This is a genomic window from Oligoflexus sp. (genome assembly GCF_035638955.1).
Classification (GTDB): Bacteria; Bdellovibrionota_B; Oligoflexia; order Oligoflexales; family Oligoflexaceae; genus Oligoflexus.
Window position 1 is genome coordinate 1 of sequence record NZ_DASQYZ010000522.1, and the last position, 12,918, is coordinate 12,918.

Annotated in this window: 13 protein-coding genes; 11 read left to right on the forward strand and 2 right to left on the reverse strand. The window is 52.5% G+C overall.

Annotated features, from left to right (window positions below):
- From VE954_RS44025 to VE954_RS43515, 11 genes are all read left to right on the forward strand, one after another.
- Window positions 1–148: ATP-binding protein (locus VE954_RS44025; protein ID WP_349263877.1), on the forward strand; the 148-nt coding region annotated here is incomplete at its 5' end.
- Window positions 149–416: 268 nt separating this feature from the next.
- Window positions 417–1,364: a PstS family phosphate ABC transporter substrate-binding protein gene (locus VE954_RS43470; RefSeq protein WP_324965079.1), complete on the forward strand. Its 948-nt coding sequence runs from the start codon at window positions 417–419 to the stop codon at window positions 1,362–1,364.
- Window positions 1,365–1,385: 21 nt separating this feature from the next.
- Window positions 1,386–2,297, forward strand: coding sequence for a phosphate ABC transporter permease subunit PstC (gene pstC, locus VE954_RS43475; protein WP_324965081.1), 912 nt, complete (start codon window positions 1,386–1,388; stop codon window positions 2,295–2,297).
- Window positions 2,298–2,356: 59 nt separating this feature from the next.
- The gene (gene pstA, locus VE954_RS43480) at window positions 2,357–3,238 is read left to right on the forward strand and encodes a phosphate ABC transporter permease PstA (RefSeq protein ID WP_414699080.1); all 882 of its coding nucleotides are present in this window, start codon (window positions 2,357–2,359) and stop codon (window positions 3,236–3,238) included.
- A complete protein-coding gene (gene pstB, locus VE954_RS43485; protein WP_324965085.1) occupies window positions 3,235–3,993 on the forward strand; it encodes a phosphate ABC transporter ATP-binding protein PstB in 759 nt (252 codons plus the stop codon). Before pstA ends, pstB begins: the two co-directional genes overlap by 4 nt.
- A 212-nt stretch (window positions 3,994–4,205) precedes the next feature.
- Complete coding sequence (gene aspS / locus VE954_RS43490; RefSeq protein WP_324965087.1) at window positions 4,206–6,011, forward strand: aspartate--tRNA ligase; 1,806 nt, start codon at window positions 4,206–4,208, stop codon at window positions 6,009–6,011.
- A 4-nt stretch (window positions 6,012–6,015) separates the two neighbouring features.
- Window positions 6,016–6,969, forward strand: a complete 954-nt coding sequence (locus VE954_RS43495) for a hypothetical protein (protein WP_324965089.1) — start codon at window positions 6,016–6,018, stop codon at window positions 6,967–6,969.
- A 15-nt stretch (window positions 6,970–6,984) separates the two neighbouring features.
- Complete coding sequence (locus VE954_RS43500; protein ID WP_324965149.1) at window positions 6,985–7,368, forward strand: RidA family protein; 384 nt, start codon at window positions 6,985–6,987, stop codon at window positions 7,366–7,368.
- A 225-nt stretch (window positions 7,369–7,593) separates the two neighbouring features.
- Window positions 7,594–8,022, forward strand: a complete 429-nt coding sequence (locus tag VE954_RS43505) for a hypothetical protein (protein WP_324965091.1) — start codon at window positions 7,594–7,596, stop codon at window positions 8,020–8,022.
- 30 nt (window positions 8,023–8,052) lie between these two features.
- Window positions 8,053–9,426: a hypothetical protein gene (locus VE954_RS43510; protein ID WP_324965093.1), complete on the forward strand. Its 1,374-nt coding sequence runs from the start codon at window positions 8,053–8,055 to the stop codon at window positions 9,424–9,426.
- Between the two features lie 61 nt (window positions 9,427–9,487).
- Complete coding sequence (locus tag VE954_RS43515; RefSeq protein WP_324965095.1) at window positions 9,488–10,093, forward strand: NAD(P)H-dependent oxidoreductase; 606 nt, start codon at window positions 9,488–9,490, stop codon at window positions 10,091–10,093.
- A gap of 40 nt (window positions 10,094–10,133) precedes the next feature.
- Here VE954_RS43515 and VE954_RS43520 read toward each other — a convergent pair whose 3' ends face one another.
- Window positions 10,134–12,269 (reverse strand): ATP-binding response regulator, encoded by a 2,136-nt coding sequence (locus VE954_RS43520; protein WP_324965097.1) that lies wholly within the window; start codon window positions 12,267–12,269, stop codon window positions 10,134–10,136.
- Window positions 12,270–12,416: 147 nt separating this feature from the next.
- On the reverse strand, window positions 12,417–12,893 hold the full coding sequence (locus tag VE954_RS43525) for a response regulator (RefSeq protein WP_324965099.1): 477 nt from the start codon (window positions 12,891–12,893) through the stop codon (window positions 12,417–12,419).
- Window positions 12,894–12,918: the final 25 nt, after the last annotated feature.

Sequence of the window (12,918 nt, forward strand, 5' to 3'; positions counted from 1 at the left end):
CGATACAGCACGGTCGCGCAATGAAGGTGGAACCGGGCTAGGGCTTGCCATCGTCAAGCACCTGGTTATACAGATTCAAGGAACCATCTCGGTCGAGAGTGACATTGGACTGGGCTCAACGTTTACGGTTCGCCTGCCAGAAATCTGAAGACTGCGACTGTGTTTCCGCCTCCATGGTCTACCTATCAGCGCTTTGACCATTTTTCTCTTTAAGATTTCAGCCATTGTAGGTATAAAACCGCCAACCGCTAAACATCATCTGTCATGCTGCCACAGCTACAGATAAGGGGGGACTGAACTGACCGGATTGCCTTAGCCGACAATCAAGACAGTTTTTTGCGCCTTTATCGAGAATTTACACTTTTTTTGTAAGAAGACGCTGCAAGTAGCAGCTCCACCAAAACCTGGAGTCGAGCATGAAAGCACACAACCTTTTGTTAAGTTTGGCTGTTTTTACTATGGGTTGTCACGGATTTGCCTCGGACAAAGGCGACAAAAACCTGAAGGGTGAAGTCAGGCTGGACGGATCCAGCACCGTCTTTCCTATCGCCGAGGCTGCTGCTGAAGAGTTTCAAAAACTTTATCCACGCGTGCGAGTCACAGTTGGCATGTCAGGCACGGGCGGTGGCTTTAAGAAGTTCAGCGTTGGCGAGATCGATATCGCGACGGCGTCCCGCAAGATGAAGCCTGAGGAAATCAAGAAAGCGCAGGATGCCAAGGTGGAATTCTCCGAACTACCACTGGCGACGGACGGTATTTCCGTGGTGGTCCACCCAGCCAACAAGTGGGCTAACCAGCTTACCCTGGCTCAGCTGAAAGAAATCTGGCAACCCGGCAGTCGCATTGCAACCTGGAAGGATATAAATCCAGCCTGGCCCAACGAAAAAATTAAACTCTATGGCCCTGGCGCGGATTCCGGGACCTTCGACTTTTTCACCGAACAGGTGATGGGAACCGCGCGTCTTTCGCGCAACGATTACGTAGCAAGTGAAGATGACAATGTTCTTGTGACAGGTGTTTCCAAGGACAAGAATGCAATGGCCTACTTTGGTTACGCCTATTATGAGGAAAATCAGCAGTCCATGAATCTCGTCGCTCTGGCCAAGGGCAAGGATGCCGTCGCACCCAGTCCCAAGTCGATTGAAGACGGCTCGTATCCTCTGTCCCGCCCACTTGTCGTTTATGTCAACACCAAGGCCGCACAACAACGCCCTGAGTTGAAACTGTTCGTCAGCTTCCTTTTGAAAAATGCAGCGAAGCTGTCCAAGGAAGTTGGTTATATCCCACTCAAGGAAGCTGTTTATACCGACACCCTAAAGAAGTTTGAGGCGGCGACCGGCGGTCCAGCAAAGCAGACGCATTAATTTTATCGCGGGGAGTGCAGCGTGACGAGTCGCCAATGGGCCAAAATCAGTACCTTTCAGAAGTTCCGTGAGAATCTCGTCGTCAAGTCGCTACTTGTCTGCGCTTCTATCTCAGTTCTGACGACACTGGGAATCATCTTCATTCTCCTGGAAGAATCTCTCCAATTCTTTCAGCATGTTTCTGTATTTGAGTTCCTGGGTTCAACGGAATGGGCTCCGCTCTTCGAGCCACGCAGTTTCGGGGTTTTGCCACTCATCAGTGGCACCCTTCTGATTGCCTTCGGAGCACTGATCTTCGCCCTTCCTATCGGTCTTGGTATCGCCGTTTACACCTCGCAATATGCGCAGGGCTGGTGGCAGAAAATTCTTAAACCCGTCCTCGAAATTCTTGCCGGTATACCCTCAGTGGTTTACGGCTACTTTGCTATCACCCGCGTCACACCCATGCTCCAGTTCCTATTGGATGATGTTGAAGTTTTTAACGCAGCCAGTGCTTCGATTGTCATCGCTATCATGGTGCTCCCGACGATTGCTTCAATCTGCGATGATTCGCTGCGTGCTGTTCCTAAAACGGTCAAGGACGGCGCCTATGCGCTGGGAGCTCGTAAATCTGAGGTCATCATCAGCATCGTGGTCCCGTCGGCCCTGAGTGGGATTCTGGCCTCATTCATTCTGGCTTTCTCCCGGGCCATTGGTGAAACCATGGCCGTAACGCTGGCCGCCGGCGGCACACCAAACATGACCTTGAATCCCTTTGAAGGCGTTCAGGCCATGACGGCCTACATCGCTCAGGTGAGTCTTGGCGACGTTGCCCATGGCACGATCGAGTATCGTTCGATCTTTGCGGTCGGCCTGGTACTCTTTTTGATGACCCTGGTTATGAATCTTTTGTCGCAATACATTGTCAAACGCTATGCAAGGAAGTATGAATGACTGAGATGCCAAGCGCTATGAGCGTCAAAAATCAAGTCATGCCTGGACAGGATCGTCTCATGCCCGATCGAGAAAATCGCAGCGTCTTTAAGGTCAACTCGGAGCGGAGACGCCTTAAAGAACGCATTTTTACAAGCGTCATCCTGATAGCGACTCTCATGGCTTTGCTTGTTCTCGTTTATTTGATTACCAGTGTGGTGATCGATGGGGGCAATCGACTCAGCTGGGACTTCCTCAGCAGCTTTCCTTCGCGCTTTGCGGCGAAGGCTGGCATCAAGTCCGCAATTTTCGGCAGCATGTGGCTCGGGGGCTTGACCCTGATTTTCTCGGTGCTGTTTGGGGTTGGCGCGGCGGTTTATCTACAGGAACTTGCCAACAAGAACCGTTTGAACCAGGTGATTGAACTGTCCATCTCAACCCTGGCCGGTGTGCCCTCGATTATCTATGGCATGCTTGGCCTTGGCGTGTTTGTCCGTTTCATGGCTCTCGGTCGTTCGGTGCTTGCCGGCGCCTTGACCATGAGCCTTCTGGTGATGCCCGTCATTATCATTGCCTCACGGGAAGCGTTGAAAAGTGTGCCGGATTCCATTCGCATGGCGGCTTTTGCCTTGGGTGCCAGCCGCTGGCAAACGGTTCGCGACCACGTCCTGCCTGCTGCTGTCCCAGGCATTGCCACCGGCGTGATTCTGGCGATGGCCCGTGCCATGGGCGAAGCCGCTCCTTTGATCCTTCTCGGAGCTTTGACATATGTGGCGTTCGTCCCCGAAGGTATTTTCGATGGTTTCACCGCGTTGCCCATTCAGATCTACAACTGGACCTCGCGCCCGCAACAGGCGTTCCATGAATTGGCCGCGGCCGGCATCATCGTCCTTCTCGTGTTCCTGCTGATCTGTAACTCAGCAGCCATCTTCATTCGTTATAAGTGGGGATCCAAGAAATGAGCTTCGGCAGTCCGATACTCGAAACTAAGAATTTAAACGTCTACTACGGCCAGAAAAAAGTCGTACGTAACGTGAGCCTTAAAATACCGAAGAAAACCGTCACCGCCTTGATCGGTCCGTCGGGTTGCGGCAAAAGCACGATCCTCCGGACGTTCAATCGCATGAATGATTTCATCGATATCTTTCGCCTTGAAGGCGAAGTTCTGTTCGAAGGCTCGGATATCTACAACTCGCACATGGAAGTCACCGAATTCCGTCGCCGTGTGGGCATGGTCTTTCAAAAGCCCAATCCGTTCACAAGTTCCATTGCCAAAAATATCACTTGGGGCCCGCAGATCAACGGCTACCAGGGCGACTTCAATGAGCTGGTGGAAAACAGTCTCCGCAAAGCCGCGCTTTGGGACGAGGTGAAAGACAAGCTGAATGACAGCGGTCTGGCGCTTTCCGGCGGTCAGCAGCAGCGCCTCTGCATCGCCCGCGCCATCGCTATGGATCCCGAAGTGATCTTGATGGATGAGCCCTGCTCCGCCTTGGATCCAGCGTCGACGCTGGCCATTGAAGACCTTATTTCCGAGCTCAAGAAAAATTACACCATCGTGATCGTGACTCACAACATGCAGCAGGCCGCCCGCGTCTCGGAATACACGGCATTTATGTATAACGGTGACCTCATCGAATTCGACGTAACGTCCAAAATTTTCTCGCATCCGGAAGAAAAGCTCACCCGCGATTACATCGTCGGCCGCTTTGGCTGATTCTCCTCTGTAAATCAGGTCCGGGGAGCCCCTCCCCGGTTTAAAACCTGAGGACACACTGTTCTTTATCTTATGGTGGACCTTGCCAGCCGATGCTACATTAGCACTTTGTTTGGCTTTGGAAGTCCTTACAGCGAACGGCTGTGAAGGTCTTCGGGCGCCCAACCCACCGCAAGCCGAATTGACTCCCCCTAAAGCATTGAGAGTGGACCATGAGCACACAATTGGACGGTTGGCATCGCAGCCATAATCTGGGTGAATTAACAGCACAGCACCATGGACAGCAGGTGACCTTGATGGGTTGGGTTCAAACCCGTCGTGATCACGGTAATCTCATCTTTATCGATTTGCGCGATCGCTTTGGTTTCACTCAGGTTGTGCTGGATCCCGCTCGTACCAATAAGATTCTGGAAGTTGGCGAGAAGCTGCGCAATGAATTTGTGCTGGCCGTCAAAGGCGTGGTCAATAAGCGTCCTGAGGGCATGATCAACCAGAAGGTGGCCACCGGCACCATCGAGATTCTCGTCGATGAAGCCAAGCTCCTCAACCCCAGTGAACCTCTACCGTTTCAAATTCAGGATCTGACCGAAGCCAGCGAAACGCTACGCCTGAAATATCGTTACCTGGACTTGCGTCGTCCAACGCTCAAACACAACATCCTGACTCGTATTCATTTCGTGCGCGAAATGCGCCGGGCGCTGGAAGATGAAAACTTCCTCGATATCGAGACGCCGTATCTCTATAAGTCCACGCCGGAAGGCGCGCGCGAGTTCCTCGTACCGTCTCGGGTTCATGCCGGAAAATTTTATGCCTTGCCGCAAAGTCCCCAGCTGTTCAAGCAGGTGCTGATGATTTCCGGTTTCGATCGGTATTTCCAGGTCGTCAAATGCTTCCGTGACGAAGATTTGCGGGCCGACCGTCAGCCTGAGTTTTCACAGATCGACCTTGAGATGTCATTTGTGGATCGCGAGCAGGTTCTGGCGACCATGGAAAAAGTCATCAGCCGCGCCTGGGAAAAGGTGTCGGGCGTAAAAGTGCCAACGCCTCTTCCCCGCATGGCCTATGATGATGCCATGGAATATTATGGTAACGACAAACCCGACACGCGTTTTGAACTCAAACTGCAAAATCTGACCAGCCTTGTCCAAAAAACCGAATTCAAGGTCTTCATCAATGCCGTCAGCACAGGCGGTATCGTCAACGCTTTGCATCTCAAAGGCCAAGCGGAAACCTTCAGCCGCAAGGACCTGGATGAACTCCAGGAAGTCGTGAAACAGTATGGCTCCGGCGGCCTCGCCTGGGCCAAGGTCAAGGACGGCAAGGGTCAGGAAAGCTGGCAGTCGCCCATCGCCAAATTCCTGGGTGATGATGTTGTCGACGCAATCAACAAACAGCTGGGGGCCTCGGCCCAGGACTTGATCCTCATTGCAGCGGGCGATTATAAAACGACCAAGGCGTCGCTTTCGGCTTTGCGCCTGGAGCTGGGCAAGCGTTTGAAGCTCTATAACCCCAAGCAGTTCAACTTTCTTTGGGTTCTGGATTTCCCATCCTTTGAACGCGATCAGGAAAGCGGTCGCCTCATTGCCTGTCACCATCCCTTTACCTCGCCGCGCGATGAGGATGTGCACCTGCTGGATACAGCTCCGGAAAAGGTGAAGGCCAAGGCTTACGATCTTGTCCTGAATGGTAACGAGGTCGCGGGTGGATCGATTCGTATCCACGATCAGAATCTACAAGCGCGTATTTTTGCTCTTCTGGGCTTAACGCCCGAGGAAGCGCAGGCGAAATTTGGCTTTCTCCTGGAAGCTTTGCGTTACGGCGCTCCGCCTCATGGTGGGATGGCCTTTGGCCTGGATCGACTGGTTATGCTTTTGACGGGTTCGGACTCCATTCGCGATGTGATTCCGTTCCCAAAAACCAACAAGGCCACAGACCTGATGACGGACGCGCCTAGCGAAGTCACGGCTGATGAATTGCGAAATCTGCACATACGCGTGCAAAAACTGACTTTGGAGTAAAGCGATGAGCGACGCTCGTCTTGAACATTGGAATCATTACCCCATGGGACCTCAACTGCGCCATTACCTGGGCGTTACGGATGAGGAATACACGGGTGATCACTCACCACGACCAGATGAAAGAGCTGTCGCGGCCTTTCGCGACTTCCTCGTGCAGGTCGTGCGGGAGAAACCCGCCTCTGATCAGGATCAATTCGTCGATCTCCTGGAAGAGATGACCTCCATGGGTTTGTCGAGCGTTGTCGTCAGCATGGCCGAACAGCATTCCCAGTTTGCCATCGATACTGATTTCCGCGCCTGCCTTGCGCTCGGTTCCGCGCTCATGATGGAAAGCGAATTGGATGAAGCTGCCGTTGTGATGAATCAGGCCAAAGCCTTGGCACCTATGGAATTGGCTCCGTATGTGAACCTGGCGAGCATTGCTTTTTCGCAGGAAAGAGACAGTGACGCGCTGAAATTTATCGACAGTGGCCTGGGTATTGATGCTAACAATTTCCGGCTTTGGGAATTGATCGCTTCGATTTATCTTCATGAAGAAGCCCGCACAGCCGGCGAACGGTTGCGCTTGAAAGCGACGGAAGTGAATTCCTTTGCTGGCTTGTCTTTGGCGGCCGAGATCATGGATCCGAACGATCGATTGCTGAAAGCAGAGCTTCTGGAAGAAGCTTTCAACGCTGGCATACGCGATGACGATTTCTTAATTGAGTACACGGCAGCGCTTGGAGCAGCACAGCAATTCGAAAAGATCCCGCAACTGGTTTACCGGATTGAGCACATTGAAAAGAAGAAAGTTCATTGGAAGCTCTACGCGCATGCAGCCCAGGCATTTCTGGCTTTGAACAAAGAGGCCGAGGCCGCAACGCTGATCAGCAAGGCGTCTCGATCGCCCGACATGCCAGCGAATGTTCTGCAGGACTTGCAGAACGTCTATGACGAACAATCGCAAGCGCATCACTGACAAGAGGATGGCGTGATGACTCTTAAAACCGTAGAAACGAAAGATGCACCAGCCGCAATTGGACCTTATTCCCAGGCTGTGATAAACAGCGGGCTGGTGTATTGTTCAGGACAGATACCAATCCATCCCGCGACCGGCGAACTGGTCGAGGGTTCGATTGAAGATCAGACTCATCGGGTTATGTTGAATCTGCAGGCTGTGCTTCAGGCAGCCGGCAGTGGCTGGTCCGGAGTCATTCGTACGACTATTTATTTGCAGAATTTGGAAAATTTCGCCAAAGTGAACGAGGTCTACGCAGGTTACCTTAGCAAGCCCTATCCGGCACGCGCCACGGTCCAGGTAGCCAAGCTCCCACGAGGAGTTGGTGTTGAGATTGATGCGATTGCCTGTCAGTTATAGCGATTGCCTTGGTTTGAAGTCGCCAAAAAAGCGAGCAGCCTGTTCATGGGCTTTGGTTTTTGCCAGAAGCGCAGATTTGGAATTTATTTCCAAAAAATGCGCCAGATGGGAGGTAAATTCCAGGGTGCTATGCTATGCTGTTAGTGAATCCAACAAATCAGATCTTATGGCACCGGGAGTCCAATGGACCGCAGGGCAACACTGCTTAAAAGAGCAGCCGTATGTATGGGCGCGTTGAGTCTAATGTTCTTGCTGGGTAATTCCATCAAGGCGGCTCTTAAACCACCTGTATTGACGACCTATGTAGAAATTGACGGGGTAGACTTTGGCCCCTTTGATAATATTGAAGGAATGGAAAAATTTGCGCGGGACGGCTTTCCCTTGGCCGCTAACACCAGCTTTGAAAAAATTCGTCTAAGCAGGGAATTTGTAACCAGTCCCTCGCTTTACCTTTGGGCGAAAAATCAGACCAGTCGAAAATTTGGTCCAAAGGATATCCACCTGATCACCGAGAATGAAGAAGGTTACGTGGTTTCACGCAAGGTGCTGCAGCTCTGCCAGCCGCTATCCTTTTTGGTTGAATCTTCGAATCCTTCACTCGGTGGTTTCAATGAGGTTGTGGATCTGGCTGTTCAGAGTGTTTCCACATTCTAATTGAGACCTTAAAATCAGACATGGAGTCGTATGAGCCGTCGCTCTCGATCACGCATGCGCTATGCTACTGGCCTTGGTGGCTTCGTAGTCCTTCTTTGGGGCTGCCAGTACCTCTTGGATCCCCAGCGCAACGCGAATGAAACTCAGGAAACAGCCGCGCCCGAACCCAGGACCGCCTTCAGTTCGAGCGTTAAAATTTATTTAAAGACTGCATCGAACGCCAATGTCTACGTTGGCGAATTTGACCGTGAAAGCTGCGAGAATGGTTTCCCGCAACACTGGTCCATTTTCATGACGTCCGTGCTCGGTCAGCACCGCTTCGATGTCGACTATACGAATCTGCTGAATAATAAGAGCCGTGACCTCAACATCAAAGTTCACCCCCAGAATTACACCGTGAAATACGATAAGGTTCCGCACGATCTGTCGACAGCCTTGCTGTGCGAGCAGACCGAGGAATCGTCGATGAGCTTCGCCAAGGATTCCGCCGCCGCTCGGGAAATCCTGCAACCCCTGCAGCTCCTGGCACCGGACTGCATCTTTGAATGGACGGAAGAAACGGGCCTTGTCTGCAAGCTTCCTCATCCCACGGATTCCGAAGTTTACGCGACGCTCGAAACCATCAAAAAGAACATGACGACCAAATGGAATCATCAGCCTTATCTTTTGATTCGTCGTCTGACCTTGACCACTCAACTTCTCGAAGCGATCCAGCGTCCGGACAAGCGCACCGATCTCGATAAGGTTTGTCGGATCATGCGTTTCTCGCTGCCGAATGAACTGCCTCTCAGCTTCCGCTCCAAACTCTGGCAGGACAAGGTTTGCCAGGGCAAGAATCGCGATCGTGCTGCGGCCTTGATGGCCCTTCAGGAGTCGGCGCAGGAAATTCAAGCTCTGTCACGCCGCATCGAAGACGCAAGCCTGGTCGGTCTCTTCACCCTCAACATTCCTCGGGACCAAAGCACGGCCAAGGAATATTTGATCAGTCTGCAGCCGATTGAAACGCCTTACATTTCCAAGTCGGATCAACCGAACCAATCGCTGCCTTGCGTATGGCATCCTCTGTTTTCTGAGCAGACCGAAAGCCAGCTGATCGCCATCGAGCTGGGAATGGTGGAAAACAAGGGTTTGAGCACATGCACCGCGTCTCCGGGTTTGGTCAGTGCCTACCGGGATGCGAACATCTATGTGCGCTCCAGTGTCGCCAGCGAAATGGAATTTCAAATCGCCAACGGCCAGTCCAAGAAACTGCGTCTGCCGACCGGTGATTACCAGTACAGTGTAATTCAGTACAACGGCCCCTTCCCTGAAGAACTGATATCACCCGAGGAAGTCGCCCCGGTGTCTTCAGGTCAAATCAGCTGGAAGAATGCCAAGCCTCATTTGATCATAAAAAGTTGGTAATTCCCCTGGGAGAAGGTTTATAGTCGGCCCCAAACCGACTCTCTCCCTGGAGGAACCGACCTTGAAAATAACCATCCTGAACGGCAGTTCCCGCAAGCAATCGCAGAGCGGAAAGGTGGCTCGCTTCATCGACGCGAAGCTGCGCGAGCAGGCCGGCGTGTCCCCTTACTATCTGAATCTGGAAAACAATCCCTTGCCGATGTGGGATGAAAGCATCTGGGATAGCGCCGAGATGTGGACCAAAACCTGGGGCCCGATCAAGGCGGAACTGCAGACCTCGGACGCCTTTATCTTTGTCGTTCCCGAGTGGAGCGGTATGGTGCCACCGGCCGTGAAGAATTTCTTTCTGCTCTGCTCGCATCAGGAACTGGGTCACAAACCAGCCTTGATCGTCACCATCAGCAGTTCGCGCAATGGCTCTTATCCAGTCGCTGAACTCCGCATGTCGTCCTATAAAAATACGCGTTTGCTCTATATCCCCGAACATCTCATCGTGCGCGATGTGGAAAAGATGTTCAACGGCGCGACGCCAGAAAGCGAAGATGATAAATATCTCCGCCTGCGCCTCGATTATTGCCTGAAACTCCTGCAAGCCTACGGACGCTCAATGCATGAGCTCCGTGCCAGCGGTGTTGTCGATCACAAGGCTTTTCCCAACGGGATGTAAAAGGCAGGAAGGCGGCGAGGATCTCATCCTCGCCTTGTAGCTAGGCGATGCGCAAGGCTCGACAGAGATCGTGAATCGCCAGAGGCTTGGGAAGAAAGGAATCAAAACCCGCTGATAAAGCGGTTTTGAGGACATTGCGGTGATTGTTAGCCGAAAATGCGATGGCATAGAAATCGTATTTCGCGACACTGCGCAGCCGCTTCATGAGCTCAAAACCATTCGAATCCGGCAATCCAAGATCCGCAATCACCACATCAGGTCGGAAACTACAGAAGGACTCATAAGCCTCCTGAGCATTGCCATGCGAGCGAACTTCGATCCCGGTATTTTTCAAAATGGATTCCAAAAGCTTTTGAGTCATCTTGTCATCTTCGACCAACAGCAGACGCCGCGGTGGCAAACGCCCATCGATGGCCACGAGCTGAGGCTTGGCTGGAAGTCCCTCGGCCAGGATCGCCTCCGCAGAGGCCGGAACAGCAACGCCTGCAGTGGCTTCAGCTGACGCTTCCTCTTCCTGCGCGGCCGGCAGTTGAATCGCGAATGTCAGGTTGTGCTGGGCAGCTTTCTCAAAAATGGAAAGCTGGCCTCCCATGTTTTCCAAAAGACGGCAGGCCGTATAAAGTCCGACATCAAAGTTCACAGCCAGAGCCAGGGCTTCCTTCGTCATCAGATTACCGTCCACAAGGCCCGCGAGCACCCCCTGACGGTTGGTATAATTGGAATGACGGAACTGCAGATGGATCTTCTGGGGCTGAGCATAGACGCGGATTAAGATCTGCGCATCAGGCTCACCAAACAGAATCAGATGCCGCAGCAAATGTTCCATGGATTCCTGCAGTGCAAAGGGCCAGCTCTGCACGGCCGCCTGCGAAGCAATGTTGCCCAGAGTCACGGTCACGGAACGGGCCGAGGCCACTTCTGAGACATGTGGGAGGAGTTCATTGAAGAGTGTCTCCAGAACTACGCGTTCGGGCGGTCCCTGCATGTCCTGACCTGGCATTTGAATCGCATCCTGCAGGCTTTGCAGAACCTGCATTTGCTTGTCCGCTGAACTTTGCAGAATGCGGACAATGCCTTCCATTTCTGGATTGGCTTGCTGACTCAGCAACTTCGACGACAGCACCACGGGTGTCAGGTGCGCATGCAATTCCTGAATGGATCGCAGGATCAAGCGTTGATTGGAATCCACCCGGTTTGCCAACATCTGATGCTGGCGCTCTTCCGTAAAGAGCTTTTCCTGAAGTGTCTTCCGCTGAGTCTCCAGCTGAATGTTTTCATTTTTAACCCGGATCCGCTCGCGCGCCGACAGCACCGCAAAGCTTGCCGTCAAGGCTGCCAGCCCCATCAGTTGCCAAACCCGCTGATACAAATCCCGGGCATCACGGAAATCACTGAAGTTCATGATATAAGCGCCGTACACGACCGTGACCACACCCGGAAGCCCTGCCCAACTCGCCAGGAGGAGGCCAGCGATCCAGAGCCAAGGTGAAGAAAATGGAATTGGCTGCTGTGCCAGCGTAAGGCCCCAAAAAATCAAAGCAGCCCCGCCGAGCGCTGCCCCTTTCCAGGAAAAAACAGCGCGCACAGATCCGTCCGCGACTTTTTCCTGATCCGCGTGGAAGGGCACCAGCAAAAGAGGAATGAGACACATAATATAGAAAGGTACCGTGGCGAACATATCCACTGCATGCAGAACCACAGCCGGCAAACCATTCCACAAAAGATGCGAAACATCGGTGAAAATCAGCGGATCCTGCAGAATCAGAATTTGATTCAGCGCGACGCGCAGGACACTAAGTCCCAGCGCCAGGCTCAGCATTTTAACAAGGCTGCGTGCGTTGAATTTCCACTCCCGCCCATGCCAGCGGCTGAACAGCAGAAATAAACCACCGAGGACGGTAGCCTGGATTAGAGCTCCACTGATGGATGTGGGAAACCACACAAGGAATGACACAATAGGCAGGCCTAACCAGCGCAGTACGGATGTGGTGCGGGTTGTAAGGATCAGCCATGCCAGAAAGAAGGTAAAGGACCCCTTCCAGAGCGGTAAGGATGGCCCACTTTGCTGCTGTCCAAATTCAAGAAGCAACCATACGAAGACGAGGACCATGGACTCGGCGTGCTTACGCTCCTCGGCCACTTCCTGGCTCACCGCATGATCGACAGATGTTTTCACGTTCTTTCACTCCCCTGCTCGATGAAGTTGTCCAGGAGAATGATTTTTTTCCCGAGCTGGCGGGTTGCATGCACTGTCGCACCCCTTGGGGTGACGACGGCTCTTTGCATCCTATCTCTCTGTCCAATCCTCACGATACTTTACTGTTTAGTTGACCATGCGGCGCAATTCCCGCAACCTGTTTTCGGAATTTGAGCGGCACAGGTTGGTGGCCACATTGAGGATATGGCTATAGCCTTTTGACTTTTGCAGGACAGCTTTCACGCATGTGGGGGCGTCGGCGCACTCCTGACTTCTGTCCTTGGCACTCACGATGACGATCGGCATGTGATGCAAAAGTGCATCCGTGCAACGGGCGATTTCGATTCCCGTTGTGTAGCCTAAATCATAATCGAGAATGGCAACGTCGTAGTTCGAAAACAGGCCGATAAAACCCATTTCGTCAAGACTAACGTACGATTCCAGCTGGACTTTCTCCATCATGGCCCACCGTTTCATGACCGCGATGAACACAGGATCATCATCGATCAATAAAATCTTAGGACCTTGTTGGGTTCCATCAGCATGAGGTGCGTGCGTCTTTGGTTCGTGAACCATGCCTTGGTTTTTGTTAGGTGTTACCATAGCTCTATTCCTTTCCTGGAAATTT